Consider the following 14,506-nt stretch of genomic DNA (forward strand, 5'->3'; position numbering starts at 1 on the left):
CGTATGAGTATGGCATAATATCAGGCTATGGCAACGGCACATTCGGTCCCATGGATAAGATAACCCGGGAGCAGGCAATGACCATAATCAATAAGGCTATGACAATCACGGGCCTTCATGTAGAGGTTAAGGCAAACGAGGCCGAAGCACTCCTGGCAGCGTTTGGGGATGCACAACAATCTTCTACATGGTCAAAAGAAAGTATGGCTGCTTGTATAAAAGCAGGAATTGTTTCCGGAATGAGTGATTTTAAACTGGCACCTAAAGATAGAATAACCAGAGCCGAGGTGGCGGTAATTGTAAGAAGATTACTCCAGAAATCCAACCTTATTTAATACGATATATCAGAAAAGAAACACAGGCCTCTGCAGAGTGAATGCAGGGGCCTGTGTTTGGTTCACTGAGTTGAAGAAGGAAATTAGCTTAGTTTAACTACTTCGGGATCAGATTTTCGAACTTTTGGATAGTGGTTTGGTCGGTAGTCGTAATGCTTGCTATGTCAGCCTATCGGCCAATAGCCGTTTACTGCTACAATATCTTGTCATAAGAAGGTTCAGGTGAGCTTACATTGGCATGGACACGGATTGCACGTATGTCCTTAAGCGGTGGTAAGCCGAAGAAGCGTTTGTATTCGCGGTTGAACTGCGTCAGACTTTCGTATCCTACCTCGAACGCGGCTGAAGTGACATCAATATCGTCGGCAAGCAAAATTCTCCGCGCTTCCTGGAGCCGGAGTTGCTTCTGATACTGGATTGGGCTCAGCGTAGTGACAGCTTTGAATTTATGATGCAAGGTGGAAGGGCTCATGCCGCCTACTTGGGCAATCTCTTCTATGGTAAGGGTACGTACATAGTTTGTTTTGACATAATGGATAGCCTTGCTGATGCCTGCTGCGTCATGATGTAATAGCATGTTGTTGTAGAAGCGCGCGCCACCCTCATCGGTCAGCAGGCGGTAAATCAACTCACGCTTAAGGCCGGTTGCGAGAAAAGCAGCCGCCTCACTGTCTGTAGCCAGTTGCAGCAGCCGCTCAAGCATATGCAGCACTTCAACCCCAGTCTTTCCAATAAACGCGCCTTCTGTCAGTTGATTCTCGCCAAAACCTTTGAGCTTGGCATCCAGAACAACAGAAGCAATTTCGTCAGTTGTAAAGGCAATCCGGATCGCTATGTAAGGCGCTTCCTGACTTGCTTGAGATACCTGGCCTTTGATCGGCATATCGAGGTTGGATGCGATATAATCTCCAGCTCCATAGTTGTAAGTATTATTGCGGACAATCAGTGTTTTGTTGCCTTGAAGAACTACACATATCCCTGGCGTGAAGAAGCCGTATTGAAGCGTAGTCGGCCGATCTGCCTTCAGCAGAGACACAAACGAAATGCCGGTCTCACAGATTCCGCGGGACAAGGAATATGCATTACAAAGGTGTAACAACCGCTGTAAAACAACTGAAAGTTCCTTGGCAGGATGTGGCATAAGCATTTTCCTCTCTATAAGCTGGCGTAACACAGCAGCCTTCTGACTGGGTAACTATATCTAATTCATCGGAGTTTTAGGCAAGAATGAAGCACGATCCGACTATCTCCCCAATTATATTCTCATTACAATAAAAGATACAAGGCCACCAGTTAAAGGCCTGCTAAATCACATAAACTCAAATTAGGGAGTGGATTACTTGTCAAAAGTGGTGGTTAATCTGATGCGCGCTGCATTGCCTATAATGCGCAAGCAACGTAGCGGGCATATCCTTCAAATTTCATCGGTCGGTGGAAGGCTCGCAACTCCGGGAAGTACGGCTTACCATGCAGCAAAATGGGCGATTGGCGGTTTCACGGAAGCACTGGCGATGGAAACAGCTCCTTTCGGTGTGAAAATCAGCGCACTTGAGCCTGGGGGCATGCGAACGAACTGGGTTAATCGAGCGTCCAATAACCGTACTCCATTGCTTCCAGACTACGAACCATCGGTAGGTAAGCTGCTCCAAATGATGGATGGCCTGCGGGGCCACGAGAAGGGCGATCCGGTCAAGGTGGCAGAGGTTGTCCTTCAGTTGGCTTACGCGGATGAACTGCCTGCACATCTGGTGCTTGGCAAAGAGGCTGCACAAGGTGCTGAACAGGCTGAGAAACAGCGCGCGGCCGATGCTGAACGCTGGCATGCAGTCACGATCTCGACAGAATATGAGTGATTCAGATCAAGTCTGGTTAAGGGGATTATACAATGAATAAGAAGGTAGCGATTGTAACAGGAGCTTCATCGGGGATCGGTAAAGCAACTGCGATTCAATTAAACAAAGAAGGCTACACCGTGTTTGCCGGATCAAGAAGAGTTGAGCAAATGAAAGATCTGGAGAAAACCGGTATTAAAGTTTTGAAGCTGGATGTCACAGATGAAAAGTCAAATCAAGACTTTGTAGATTTTGTTCGTTCCACATCATCCACTATAGATGTTCTTGTAAACTCCGCAGGATATGGGTCTCTTGGAGCGTTAGAAGATGTACCCTTACAGGAAGCCAGAAATCAGTTTGACGTTAACGTCTTTGGTGCAATGAACTTAACTCAATTGATTGCGCCGATTATGCGCAAACAAAAGTCCGGTAAAATCATAAATATTTCATCGGTTGGAGGACAAATTTATTCTCCACTTGGAGGTTGGTATTATGCCTCCAAACACGCACTTGAAGCTTTGAGCGATACTCTAAGGAATGAGCTAAAACCATTTGGCATTGATGTAATTATTATTGAGCCGGGGGGCACGGATACAGGTTGGCAAGAGGTGGCAAATGAAGCGATGAAGAAATCTACACCTGACAATTCTGTCTATCGAAAATTAGTGGAAGGATTTGCAGCGATGAGTTCTAATAATTACGCTACTTCCCCTGATAAAATTGCTAATCTTATCGTCAAATCCATTAAGGATAAGAATCCGAAAACAAGATATCAGCCCAGTATGAAGGAAGCCATGATTGTATTAGCTGCCAGAAGACTTCCATACAAACTATTTGACAAAGTGATAGAAGGTCAAATGAAGAGAATGATGAAATAATTTTTTGGGAAAGGCGTTTTTCAAATAGCCTCCATCTTAAGGTCAAGGTGTAGGCTATTTGACGTTTTCGAATTTGCAATATGACAGAATGTAGTCATGTTACAGATGCTACAATTTATAAACAAAGGAAAGGAGCGGATTTAATGAATAAACAAACACTGCCAGTAAGTATATCTACCTATATCGAAGGCTCCAATAAGTATGACATGGACATGTATCTCAGCGCTTTTTCAGATTCTGCCATGATTGAAGAGAAGTCTATCGGTCAAGACTTGAAGGGCAAAGTAGAAATACAAAATTATTTTCTCGACTATTTCATAAACTATCAAACGCATACGGAAATTATAGAGTATAAAGTAAAAGAAAATGTTGTAGACATGCGTGTATTATTTAAAGGCAGCTTTCCGGGGAATGAAATTATGGGGTTTTATCAATTTTGGCTTGAAGATGGAAAAATCATTAAATTAGTTGCGGACTTGGAATAATATGAACTTACAGAGGATGAAAGAGTCCTAATTCCTGCGGGTTTCATGCGTAGAACAGGGGGGAATGTGAAGGTAAATTAAAAAGTTAAAATGGCATTCAGCACTAAGGGTGTAATGGGTTATAACGATCTAAATCAAAATTGTCAGAGAGATGAGGGAATTATGGAAGATATGAACTTTAGTGAGATTATTGTACGTTCCATTCAAATTAGAGAACGTTATCATAAATTGGAACGGCAGCACCATGGGAAAGAGTGGAGTGTAGAAGAAGATGCTCTTGCTTTTCTGACAGATGCCGGATTGGTTGGCCGATTGACGATGTCACAACAGGAACGTTGGCCGAAAGCCGGCGATACAGGATCTGAATTGAAGCATAAACTTAGCGAATGTATCTGGTGGCTGATTGTTCTGTCCGAGCGTATGGATATAGATATCAGCGAATCGTTGAATGAGTTTTTGTCTGCACTTGAGGGACAGTTGCGAGGCTGATGAATAGATTTCATTCGAATCACTCTATTTTTATCGGGATAAACCCAGTGAAGCCACAATTGACATTTAGTCTAATTAGACTATAATAGTCTACGTATCGTTAGTCTAATTAGACTAACTTAACATCAGCGCTGAAATAGAGTCTGAAATATAAATCAAAGAAGGAATGAACAGAATGGTTAAATCGTTTCTAATGGTTGGACAGTCGAATATGGCGGGACGAGGGTTTATACATGAAGTAACCCCGATTTATAATGAAAGAATTCAAATGCTGCGTAATGGCAGATGGCAGATGATGGCGGAGCCTATCAATGTGGACCGTCCGGTTTCGGGAATCAGTCTGGCAGCTTCATTTGCTGAGGCCTGGTGCCGAGAGAATCTAGAGGATCGTATTGGCTTAATTCCTTGTGCGGAGGGCGGAAGTTCCCTGGATGAATGGGCGGTAGATCAGCCCCTTTTTAGACACGCTATAACTGAGGCTAAGTATGCTATGGAGAATAGTGAGTTAACCGGAATTCTCTGGCATCAGGGAGAAAGTGATAGTACCAACGGTAATTACAAAGTCTATTATGAGAAGTTACTTCTCATTGTGGAGGGGTTTCGTAAGGAGCTAAATGCTCCGGATCTTCCTTTTATAATTGGCGGTTTAGGGGATTTCCTAGGCAAAAGCGGGTTTGGCAAACACTGCACAGAATATCATCTGGTTAATCAGGAATTACAGAAATTCGCTATGGAACAAGACCATTGTACCTTTGTCACAGCTACAGGTTTAACGTCCAATCCGGACGGGATTCATATGGATGCCATTTCGCAAAGGAAATTTGGCCTGCGGTATTATGAAGCTTTTTCCAGTAAGCAACATGTAATGCAGCCATTAAATAACGAGGATGAGTTGATCCGTCTGATTCATGCCAGAACACATACCCGGACAGAGAAGATCTATATGCACAGTCTGGATTTAGCGTTAGGCAAGATATCCTATGATGAATTCGAAGCTGAGCTTAGAAAATGAGGTGTTGGGTTGATACCCTTACTAATTTTAGGTTTATTAAAACAGAACCCGGGTTCTCACGGATACGAATTATTGGCCTTAATGGAGGAGAAGCACTATAAATATATAGTGAATTTCACCAAAGGATCATTCTATTACAATCTTCAGCAGCTGGAAGACAAGCAATGTATTGTAAAAGTGGATCCATCCAAGGGCTCCAGAGAGACGAATAATTATGTCATCACTGAAGCAGGGGAAAGAGAATTCCAACAATTGATGGTTAAGGTTGGCGCCAAGACAGATTATATCAATTTATCTTTTTATGCAGCCCTGCTATTTGCTGATGAATATAACCGCGAAGAGCTGACCCAATTAATCGAAATCCAAATCGAACAAAGCAAACAGAAGATCACTTTATTAGAACATTCCATTGAGCATGATCCGTCGATTTCGACTCATTTTAGAAAAATGATGGAAAATTCGCGTGCTCATCATCTAGTGAATGTTCAATGGTTTGAAGGATTGTTACAAGAGAATCTCAGCTGAAATGACAAAGAAGACACCGGGAAGGTTCCGAGTGTCTTCTTTTGTGTATTCACACGGATGGGTTCACGCTCTGGTTACTTGCCGTTCCTTTCCGGCAGCGGGCGAATAAAACACGTCACTATGCATATGCTGAATTCGATCCCAGTTGGCCGGATTGGTCGTGTCCAGGGAGCGATGCTCCAGAATGGCTTGATAGAGGGCCGTTTTCTCTTCCAAATGGGCAACGTGCCGTTTGGCTTCTTCGAGCCTCGCAAGCGCGGCTTCCTTATGCTCCATCATGAGTGCGGAGCGTTGTTGTAGGGTCGAATCTCCCTCGAGGCAGAGATCCACATAGATTTTTATAGCTTCAATCGGCATCCCGGATTGTTTGAGGCATTTAATCCCATGCAGCCAGTTGACCGATTCCTCGTCGAACATCCGAATGTTATTTGGATTACGCTGTATGCTTGGTACAAGCCCCTTATCCGTGTAAAAGCGTACTGCGTGCTCGGTGAGTCCCGTGATCTGAGCAGCTTCTTTGACCGTATGCATGTGTAATCCTCCTTGGACAAAATTCATAAGACCGCTTGACTTCGTGTAACACGAAGGTCGTAAGCTTATTTTAAAGCAAAACGGCTGTAAGCGGTATCCCCCCTGCGGTGTCCGATTCCTAGGATTTGCAGCCGATTGCACTTATACATTTAAAACCTGGGAGGAATTATCATGCATAATGTAACATTGAATAACGGTGTAGAAATGCCCATCCTCGGCTTCGGTGTCTACCAAATACCCGATGCCGAAGAATGCGAGAATGCGGTATATGAAGCGTTGATGGCCGGTTACCGCCTGATCGATACCGCCGCCGGTTATCAGAATGAGGAAGCGGTCGGACGTGCAATCAAGCGCAGCGGCGTGCCGCGGGAGGAGCTGTTCATCACGACCAAGCTTTGGATTCAGGATGCCGGCTACGAGAGTGCCAAGCTGGCGTTCGCCAAATCCTTGAAGAAGCTGCAGCTCGACTATCTCGATCTGTACCTGATTCACCAGCCGTTCGGCGATTACTACGGCGCTTGGCGTGCGATGGAAGACCTGTACCGGGAAGGCCAAATCAGGGCGATCGGAGTCAGCAACTTCCTGCCCGACCGTCTGATGGATCTCATCGTGCATAACGACATCGTGCCCGCCGTCAACCAGGTTGAAACACATCCGTTCTATCAGCAGATCGAAAGCGCCGCTTTCATGCAAGAGCAGGGAGTCCAGCACCAGTCTTGGGCGCCGTTCGCGGAGGGACTGAACAACATGTTCGGCAACGAAGTGCTGACCTTAATTGCGGAACAACATAACAAGTCCGTCGCCCAGGTCGTACTGCGCTGGCTGATTCAGCGTGGAATCGTCGCAATTCCCAAATCGGTGCGCAAAGAGCGAATTGTCGAGAACTTCGACATCTTCGATTTCGAGCTGAGCGCGGACGATATGAAGCAGATCTCCGCCCTCGATACCCGGGGAACTCTCTTCTTATCGTATCACGATCCGAAATTCGCCAAGATGCTGGGCACCTTGAGAGTTGATCTGTAACCTTGAGCTACTTAGAGCTCTCTGAACAACAAACAGAAGACACCAGGAAGCTCCTGGTGTCTTCTGTTCTGTGCTTGCGCAGTTCAAATCCAAATCTCGGGTGCAATAACTTAGAATATCGAACGGATGCTGTTAATGATCCTCTGTCCCGTATTTACCTCTGTAAGGGTAACGTCCCACATCACGATCGTTGCCGCCGGATTTAGGTGATCGCCATTTAACGTAATATTAAGTTCATTCACACCCCGCAGAGGAAGCTCAAAGGATTCCGGCGGTTGCTCCCCTTCTAAGCTTAATGAATAGATCTCTTCTCCATCCGCAACAAAGGTGATTTCGCTTCTCCCGTTGACTGGAACGTTGTCAGCATCTGCTGGTATAGCGGCATAACCAGTCATTTTGGCATAGTTACCCTGTAGATCATATGAAAAGGAATGGGTCCCAGTGTTCTTCCGGCTGTACAGATTGATTTGAGGCTGAACCTTAGTTTCGGCTGCTGTAAACCCGGTAAGGTTGTTATCCCACAGTACGGAGCCCTCTTTAAGAGGGAGTTCATTTAGGACAACGATATCTCCGCCGCCTTGCTCCAGATAGTGGTTGATGCCGCCAACGGCTGCAATGAAGCCAATGGACATTCCAGCTGCAAGCAGGGCGATACGAAGCATCCCCTTCACAGATTCACGCTGGCGCGTTACCATTCGCTGTGCCCCGTATCCGACAGCAGCGCCAATGGTATTAATGAGGATATCATCGATATCGAATGCGCCCAAACGGGATATCATCTGAATGATCTCGATCACTGTAATACTCACCAGAAACCAGCAGATAAACCGGATAAAGCTGCAACGGTACAGAAGGGGGATGATGATTCCAAAAGGGATGAACGCTGCATAATTCCCCAGCTCGAACAACCAGATTCCAAAATCTCTCCCCGCTGGAAAGTGTAACGGAATCCCTTCAGGGTTGAAGCTATACCGCAGGCCCTGTTCTTGAACTGAGGAAGCTCTGTGAAACCCGACAAATAAGAAGTAAAAAGTTAAAACCGTATATATGGCCAATCCTAAAAGAATGATTCTTCTTGACCTTCCCTGATACATGGGCACACCCTTTCTGTGTTGTTTAGAGGGTCTGGGAGGCTTGTTTCACCCAATCGGTCAGCATTTCGGCATCGACAGGCTCATCCTTGCGGAACTTGATCGTCTTCCGTTCCGGAGGGCCGTCGAACAAGTCTTCGGGAAGCTCCAGCCCGGCCGTGTTGAAGATTGTGAAGCTGACAGCATCCTTAGAAGTTGAGATCACAGCTGCATATTTTTTATTCTTCAGGAAATGCGGCTTCTTGTATTGAATACGCTCCTGAACATCGGGAATTGCACTGTGGACGGCTTGGCGTAATTCATGGCATAGACTGGCTTGCCACGGCTCTTTGACCTTCTCGATAAACTCGTTAACCTCTTGGCTCATTTGAACTTCTCCTCCCGTAATCATCTCTTATTCCGCGACAGGGCTATATATTAATATAGACCCATCTTTCTGCCGAAATAAGTCATAAAGAAATCAGGTTTCTCGCTGACATACATAGTATACGGGAAAAGTGGAGGGGCCAGGAATGTCGCCAGCATATATTTTTTCTTTAGTTTTTTTATAGCGTTTGCCGTCTATTTATTTTCGGGATATATATTATATCCATCAACACAAAAAGCAAGCTAAACCGGCTTTATTTCGCCGCATGTCTCTCACTTTCGATATGGGCATTCTGTTTCTCCATAGCCAACTCCGCGCAGAATTATGAAATCGCTTTATTGTGGCGCAGATTGGCTGCTCTCGGTTGGGGAACTGTATATAGCTTTCTGCTGCATTTTTATCTCCTTCTGACAGAGAGAAATAAAATCCTGAGAAACCCATGGATATATGCACTATTATACCTTCCGGCGGCAATAAACGTTTATGCTTTTGGACTTAGCGGTTCAGCAAGAGAACAGTACAAGCTGATGAATTCCGCATTGGGCTGGGTAAACGTTTCGGCGAATAGCTGGGGAGATATCTATTTCAATGGGTATTATGTTTTATTTACCACTGTGGGTTTGTTACTGCTTTGGAACTGGGGGAGAAAGACGAAGGATGAGGTCAAGAAGAAGCAGGCCTATCTGTTTCTGTCCTCCTATCTCGTAACTTTGCTATTCGGCACGCTTACCGATGTAATCATGAATGCTTATACGTCCTTTAGAGTACCTCAGTTGGCGCTGGTTTTTGTACTTTTGCCCACTACAGCCATTTGTTATGCGATCAAACGGTATGGCCTAATGGGTCAGGGGAGAACGGATCGGGCTGAACCGGGAAAAATATTGAGCGAAGTCAATATGGACAGATTCATTAAAATCATGTCCTTCGTATATATCCTTGGCGGAATGCTGAATTTCGCGTCACAGTATTTCTTTAATCAGATGCCTCCCGATTTCAACACGATTTTATTATTCAGTTTTTACTTTTTTGCCATAGGAATTATAATGCCGTTTATTAAATTTCTGCCGATTAAGGTGGATTTCAAAGAATACATTTTTATTCTGATTATGTTAGTATCCATCCTTCTGATTGCGGTTAACTTTATTGATTCGGCAAGTATTACCGTATGGGCGGCGCCTATCATCGTAGTGATGCTGTCCGTACTGTTTAACAAGCGGATGATGATCTTCTGGATAGGGATTTCTATTCTGGCTGTGCAAATCTATGTTTGGATGAGAATACCGAAAATCATCCTTCAGGTGGATGGTTCGGATCATCTTGGGAGGATTGGAATCTTTAGCATCACCCTGTGGCTGGCCTATTTCGTCAACCGGGTATACATCCAGCGTCTGGAGGAGAATGAATCTCAAATCCGGTTTCAGAAGATGGTTTCTCGGATTTCCGGTGACTTTGTCAAGGTTACAGAAGCAGACCTGGATGAGAAAATCCATGAGCTGTTGGAGCTGAGCGGAGAGCATTTTCAGGTGGATCGCACACTCTTCATCCGTTTAACTGAACATCAAAAAGTATATGAATGGTGCAATGAAGGCGTTGAATCTGTAGCTGACCATATCCCCAAGTTAACAGAAGAGGCTTTCCCTTGGTGGATGAGCAAGATTCTAAGCTCAGACCTGGTAAATACAACGGATGTTGACATGCTGCCACCGGAAGCCCGGGCAGAAAGAGAAATATTTATCGCCCATAAGATGAAATCGCTGATCTCCATTACGGTAAGGCATAAGGGTAAAATTCTGGGGGAATTGTTCCTGGCGTCCGTCAAGGCGTCAAAAACCGTGGGGGCGAATCATCAGGAGCTGCTGAGAATCCTGGCTAACTTATTGTCAGATGCACTGGTGAAAGTGGAAGCCGAGAAAGAAATCAGCTACATGGCGTATTATGACGCGTTGACGGGATTTCCAAACCACTCGTTGTTCAAGAATCAGTTGGAACAGACGATTCAATCAGCCAAGGGAACGGACCATCTCATTGGTGTTCTTTTTATTGATCTGGATTCTTTCAAAATCGTGAATGATACCATAGGCCACCTTTGTGGAGATGAGATGCTGAAACAGGTTGCCTGCAGGATATCGGGGTGTTTACGGCAACAGGATACGGTTTCGCGTTTTGGCGGTGATGAATTTCTGATCAAGCTTGCCGGGATCGAGCGGGTAGAAGATATAAGGGAGATCGCTGATACTATCATGGAGTCCATTTCTCAGCCTGTGATTGTCAAAGGCCAGGAATTCTTCATTACGGTCAGTGCAGGTATATCCGTATATCCGGCAGATGGTGAAACGACTGAGGAATTGATCAAGAACGCCGATCTGGCGATGTACGGATCGAAAGAAAAGGGGAAGAATCAGTACACCTTATGCTCACCAGCCATGAAAGAAGAATTATCGCAAAAAACGCAGCTGATAAACAGTCTGTACCGGGCGCTGGAAAGAAATGAATTCGTTCTCCATTATCAGCCACAGGTGAGTGTGCAATCACAGGAAATCGTGGGTCTTGAAGCTTTGGTCCGCTGGAACAACCCGGATTTAGGGATGGTCTCCCCGGCTACCTTTATTCCTTTGGCCGAGCAGACCGGACTGATCATCCCGATTGGCCGGTGGGTTCTCGAGACCGCATGCCGCCAGAACAAGGCGTGGCAGGAGATGGGGCTGCCGCCTGTACGCATGGCAGTGAACCTGTCTGTTGTCCAGTTCCAGGAGCGGAACCTGCTAAGCATCGTGGACCGCACACTTCGTGAGACAGGTCTGGAACCGAAATACCTGGAACTCGAAATCACCGAAAGTGCTGCAGCGGATGGGGAAGACTATATTGTCCATGCACTTCAAGAATTGAAGGAGCTGGGAGTATCCATTTCCATTGATGATTTCGGATCCGGGTATTCTTCGTTAAGTAGATTAAAGACACTGCCGGTAGACCGGATCAAGATTGACATGCAGTTCGTACGCGGCATCTCAGCAGGTAACGAAGATGAAGCGATTGCCAAGACGATCATTCAACTGGCTAAGAACCTGAAGCTTCATGTAATCGCCGAAGGGGTCGAAACGGAATCGCAGTTTGAGTTCTTCCATAAATATAAGTGTGATGAGATCCAGGGGTATTATTTCTATAAGCCTATGCCTGCGGAAGAGATTGAAGGGGTTTTTGTGGGTGGGGTGAAGGGGTAGGGATAGGAACAGAGGGGAAATGGTTTATGTGAGAGCAGGTCCTATGCTTAAGGCATGGGGCTTTTTTGTGCGCGATTCCCTATAATGTCCGTTATATCTCCTGCGAGGAATCTCTATCGATCCGCAGCATCTACTCTATATGAATTTATTTTCCATGTAGGAACACTGGTCCTAAGATAGAGTGACATCGTATGACTCGGAGAAGATATGGCATTCAGCACCCGAAATAAAATAATGGAGGTTTTACTGTGATTAAGGTGGGATTCTGGGGCGAATTTTGGAAGACAGCATGCAGAATTATTCAGTACAATGGATGGTCTCGAGGTGGTATTAATCTATGGCCGGGACGAGAATAATTCAGCAAGTTATATCAATGTAAAATGATGAGGAAACTGATATGTTATCACTGTTTATGGAAACAAGAATCAAATGAATTGGTTGAAGTAAGATGAGATAAATGATAAAGTGTTGGAGGGAAATTATGCCATGTATATATTGCGAGTAAAAGTGTTAAGAGTTGACAAAAATTAGATAAGGAGATTGTTATGGGCTTTTTTAAAACTATAAAGTCTGCTACTGGTGAGCAATGGAAATCCACATCTTTATGGCTTTTTTATACCCTAGTGGGAAGCTTAATACCTACGTGGGGTGGAATAGTGCTCTTATTCTTTTTTAACAAGTGGCAAGGGTGGTACCTTTTTTACGAAAAAGGGGAATTTATTCTTTACAGTGCTGCGTTATTAGCACCAGCATTATATGTCCTAATTAAAGAAGCAAAAAGACCGGGGTTTCAGTTGATGGCGGTAATTTCTATTATAATATTAATAATTTCTGGATTGCTTTATTCCGCAATAGCGCTGTTAAGTTATAATATCATTGATTCTGACATAAAGATTGATATGGGGTTACTTGCAAATATATCTCTTTGGTTGTTTTTGATATCAATTATAATAGCATTTTTTGCAGAGCTTTTAAGTAAGATTCAGCAAGACCCGAACGTAGAGGGAATTAGATCGATAGAAATGACCAATCTTGAGGATGAATATAATAAATTCAAAAAGTGAGAGGATTATTATGAGCGAACGGGTTCTAGTAAAATGCATTGAAGTGCAGCAACCAATAGGTTTATTTTACATAGGAGTTATAAATGCTGATGATTTAGTGGCCATTTCTTATTCTGACCCTCGTAGAATTGAAATTGAAAATGAAATAGAAAGGTATCTTGGAATTCAACGTCCAATATCACCTTCGAGAATTAAAGAATTAGGTTCTTATGTAAATACTGTGGACGCTTCTTTCCCTACAAGTATTATCTTGTCGATTTCTTCTGAGGATGCTAAATTCCACAAAGAATCATCAACATTAGAAATTATAAACAAACCACACACCGCAAAAATAATTGATGGACAGCATAGAATAGCTGGATTAAATAATTTTAAGGGACACGGAAGGGACTTCCAGGCAAATGTAACAATTTTTATTGACATGGATATTGAGGATCAAGCAATGGTGTTTACAACAATAAATTTAAAACAGGAAAAGGTTAGTAAGTCATTAGGATATGACCTTTTTGATTATGCGAGCGCAAGAAGCCCGCAAAAAACATCTCACAATATTGCGAAATTGTTAAACTATCAAAAAAAGAGCTCTTTTTATGGGAAAATAAAAATATTAGGAAAGGCCACACAAGATGGAGAGCAAACACTAAATCAAGCAACTTTCGTTGAAGCACTTATGAGTTATATTTCAAAGGATCCTCTTCGAGATAGGGATCTTCTCAAAAAGGGGAAAAAAATATCCCCCGCCACTAAAGAGGAGATGAGGGAGTTAATATTTCGAAATATGTTTATTGGTAAAGAAGATGCCAGTATTGCAATAATTATTGATAATTATTTTACGTCCATTTCAAAAAGATGGCCGAGAGCCTGGAATACAACGGAGCGAAGATACATCTTAAATAAAACAATTGGATTTACATCTTTTATGAGAGTACTAAAAGAAATCATTATTTCTAAAAATAAGCTTGGTGAGGTCATCAGTGTTGATGAGTTTGATCAAGTACTTGAACTGATAAGTATGAAAGACGAAGATTTTGTTTCAGAGAACTTTTCTGGCACAAGAGGAATTACAATTCTGACACAACAAATTTTATCAGAAATTAGATAGGAAGTTGATCTTAGAAATAGACAAGGGACCTAAGTGGCTACTATCAAATAAATTTAAAGCATCTCAAAATTTACCACCAGCTCATCAGTCTTTTTAGAGTATTAAGTTGTGTTATAAGATTATCGGTTTTTTAATGGTTATCTTCTTATTAAAGGATAACTTTGGATTATTTAAACATATATGCATAAATTTAATGGATGATAGCTTGGCAATGCAGAGGATTAAATTTGATCTCTCTGCTTTTTTGTTGTTCACCGAATTTAATAGGATAAAATAGTTCGAACTGTTAACCTTTTATCCAATAGTTTTAACAACAATAGAAACTAAAAAGACCAAAAATTCTATTTATACTAATTGTGAAACTGGCTACAAGATTCTGAAAGTTTGGTTCATTAATTATTAGAAAAAGAGAAATATCTTAGACTGAAGAGGAATCTTAAGAATAGAAATCAATAAGTTATGACTTCCAGGACTAAGGAATAAGGTTTTTTTGAGGTTTGATTTATAATTCTTGCATACTATATTTATCCAGGGATTTAGAAAACTACCACAGA

General features: G+C 43.2%; 15 protein-coding genes and 1 pseudogene. 12 read left to right on the top strand and 4 right to left on the bottom strand.

Annotation, left to right across the window (positions count from 1 at the left end; all coding sequences use genetic code 11):
* On the top strand, positions 1 to 335 hold a 335-nt coding region (locus ACAN55_RS16735), incomplete at its 5' end, for an S-layer homology domain-containing protein (RefSeq protein ID WP_379135177.1).
* 193 nt (positions 336 to 528) lie between these two features.
* On the opposite strand, the gene ACAN55_RS16740 is transcribed toward ACAN55_RS16735, so the two are convergent.
* The gene (locus tag ACAN55_RS16740; protein WP_379135180.1) at positions 529 to 1,407 is read right to left on the bottom strand and encodes an AraC family transcriptional regulator; all 879 of its coding nucleotides are present in this window, start codon (positions 1,405 to 1,407) and stop codon (positions 529 to 531) included.
* Positions 1,408 to 1,684: 277 nt separating this feature from the next.
* Between ACAN55_RS16740 and ACAN55_RS16745 the strand changes: the two genes are divergently transcribed.
* The 6 genes from ACAN55_RS16745 (at position 1,685) to ACAN55_RS16770 (ending at position 5,556) form a co-directional block, all read left to right on the top strand.
* Complete coding sequence (locus ACAN55_RS16745) at positions 1,685 to 2,188, top strand: SDR family NAD(P)-dependent oxidoreductase (protein WP_379135387.1); 504 nt, start codon at positions 1,685 to 1,687, stop codon at positions 2,186 to 2,188.
* A 32-nt stretch (positions 2,189 to 2,220) separates the two neighbouring features.
* Positions 2,221 to 3,045 carry an oxidoreductase gene (locus ACAN55_RS16750; RefSeq protein ID WP_379135182.1) on the top strand — a complete coding sequence of 275 codons (825 nt, stop codon included), beginning with the start codon at positions 2,221 to 2,223 and terminating at the stop codon, positions 3,043 to 3,045.
* Between the two features lie 143 nt (positions 3,046 to 3,188).
* Complete coding sequence (locus tag ACAN55_RS16755) at positions 3,189 to 3,530, top strand: nuclear transport factor 2 family protein (RefSeq protein ID WP_379135185.1); 342 nt, start codon at positions 3,189 to 3,191, stop codon at positions 3,528 to 3,530.
* A gap of 90 nt (positions 3,531 to 3,620) precedes the next feature.
* On the top strand, positions 3,621 to 4,019 hold the full coding sequence (locus tag ACAN55_RS16760; protein ID WP_379135187.1) for a nucleoside triphosphate pyrophosphohydrolase family protein: 399 nt from the start codon (positions 3,621 to 3,623) through the stop codon (positions 4,017 to 4,019).
* 175 nt (positions 4,020 to 4,194) lie between these two features.
* On the top strand, positions 4,195 to 5,031 hold the full coding sequence (locus tag ACAN55_RS16765; RefSeq protein ID WP_379135389.1) for a sialate O-acetylesterase: 837 nt from the start codon (positions 4,195 to 4,197) through the stop codon (positions 5,029 to 5,031).
* 9 nt (positions 5,032 to 5,040) lie between these two features.
* Positions 5,041 to 5,556: a PadR family transcriptional regulator gene (locus ACAN55_RS16770; RefSeq protein WP_379135190.1), complete on the top strand. Its 516-nt coding sequence runs from the start codon at positions 5,041 to 5,043 to the stop codon at positions 5,554 to 5,556.
* Positions 5,557 to 5,619: 63 nt separating this feature from the next.
* Here ACAN55_RS16770 and ACAN55_RS16775 read toward each other — a convergent pair whose 3' ends face one another.
* Positions 5,620 to 6,087, bottom strand: a complete 468-nt coding sequence (locus ACAN55_RS16775) for a MerR family transcriptional regulator (RefSeq protein ID WP_379135192.1) — start codon at positions 6,085 to 6,087, stop codon at positions 5,620 to 5,622.
* A 171-nt stretch (positions 6,088 to 6,258) separates the two neighbouring features.
* On the opposite strand from ACAN55_RS16775, the gene ACAN55_RS16780 reads away from it, so the two are divergent.
* Positions 6,259 to 7,110: an aldo/keto reductase gene (locus ACAN55_RS16780; protein ID WP_379135195.1), complete on the top strand. Its 852-nt coding sequence runs from the start codon at positions 6,259 to 6,261 to the stop codon at positions 7,108 to 7,110.
* A 110-nt stretch (positions 7,111 to 7,220) separates the two neighbouring features.
* Here the strand turns inward: ACAN55_RS16780 and ACAN55_RS16785 are convergent, their stop codons facing one another.
* Both ACAN55_RS16785 and ACAN55_RS16790 read right to left on the bottom strand, forming a co-directional pair.
* A complete protein-coding gene (locus tag ACAN55_RS16785) occupies positions 7,221 to 8,204 on the bottom strand; it encodes a VanZ family protein (protein WP_379135198.1) in 984 nt (327 codons plus the stop codon).
* Positions 8,205 to 8,226: 22 nt separating this feature from the next.
* Entirely contained in the window at positions 8,227 to 8,568 is a 342-nt protein-coding gene (locus tag ACAN55_RS16790) for a DUF1801 domain-containing protein (protein ID WP_379135201.1), read from the bottom strand.
* A gap of 197 nt (positions 8,569 to 8,765) precedes the next feature.
* Here ACAN55_RS16790 and ACAN55_RS16795 point away from each other — a divergent pair.
* From ACAN55_RS16795 to ACAN55_RS16810, 4 genes and pseudogenes are all read left to right on the top strand, one after another.
* Positions 8,766 to 9,395: pseudogene (locus tag ACAN55_RS16795) on the top strand (histidine kinase N-terminal 7TM domain-containing protein); the annotation flags it as partial.
* Between the two features lie 279 nt (positions 9,396 to 9,674).
* Positions 9,675 to 11,786 (top strand): putative bifunctional diguanylate cyclase/phosphodiesterase, encoded by a 2,112-nt coding sequence (locus ACAN55_RS16800; protein WP_379135391.1) that lies wholly within the window; start codon positions 9,675 to 9,677, stop codon positions 11,784 to 11,786.
* A 545-nt stretch (positions 11,787 to 12,331) separates the two neighbouring features.
* The gene (locus ACAN55_RS16805) at positions 12,332 to 12,850 is read left to right on the top strand and encodes a hypothetical protein (protein ID WP_379135203.1); all 519 of its coding nucleotides are present in this window, start codon (positions 12,332 to 12,334) and stop codon (positions 12,848 to 12,850) included.
* Positions 12,825 to 13,952 (top strand): DGQHR domain-containing protein, encoded by a 1,128-nt coding sequence (locus tag ACAN55_RS16810; protein WP_379135206.1) that lies wholly within the window; start codon positions 12,825 to 12,827, stop codon positions 13,950 to 13,952. Before ACAN55_RS16805 ends, ACAN55_RS16810 begins: the two co-directional genes overlap by 26 nt.
* Positions 13,953 to 14,506: the final 554 nt, after the last annotated feature.

Origin of the sequence: Paenibacillus oryziterrae, assembly GCF_042610485.1 — a bacterium.
Classification (GTDB): Bacteria; Bacillota; Bacilli; order Paenibacillales; family Paenibacillaceae; genus Paenibacillus_AQ.

Coding starts and splice junctions, on each gene's coding strand:
- ACAN55_RS16810 (WP_379135206.1), top strand. CDS start 12,825: ATGAATATAATAAATTCAAAAAGTGAGAGGATTATTATGAGCGAACGG.
- ACAN55_RS16805 (WP_379135203.1), top strand. CDS start 12,332: ATGGGCTTTTTTAAAACTATAAAGTCTGCTACTGGTGAGCAATGGAAA.
- ACAN55_RS16750 (WP_379135182.1), top strand. CDS start 2,221: ATGAATAAGAAGGTAGCGATTGTAACAGGAGCTTCATCGGGGATCGGT.
- ACAN55_RS16785 (WP_379135198.1), bottom strand. CDS start 8,204: ATGTATCAGGGAAGGTCAAGAAGAATCATTCTTTTAGGATTGGCCATA.
- ACAN55_RS16755 (WP_379135185.1), top strand. CDS start 3,189: ATGAATAAACAAACACTGCCAGTAAGTATATCTACCTATATCGAAGGC.
- ACAN55_RS16800 (WP_379135391.1), top strand. CDS start 9,675: ATGTTAGTATCCATCCTTCTGATTGCGGTTAACTTTATTGATTCGGCA.
- ACAN55_RS16760 (WP_379135187.1), top strand. CDS start 3,621: ATGGCATTCAGCACTAAGGGTGTAATGGGTTATAACGATCTAAATCAA.
- ACAN55_RS16775 (WP_379135192.1), bottom strand. CDS start 6,087: ATGCATACGGTCAAAGAAGCTGCTCAGATCACGGGACTCACCGAGCAC.
- ACAN55_RS16780 (WP_379135195.1), top strand. CDS start 6,259: ATGCATAATGTAACATTGAATAACGGTGTAGAAATGCCCATCCTCGGC.
- ACAN55_RS16790 (WP_379135201.1), bottom strand. CDS start 8,568: ATGAGCCAAGAGGTTAACGAGTTTATCGAGAAGGTCAAAGAGCCGTGG.
- ACAN55_RS16765 (WP_379135389.1), top strand. CDS start 4,195: ATGGTTAAATCGTTTCTAATGGTTGGACAGTCGAATATGGCGGGACGA.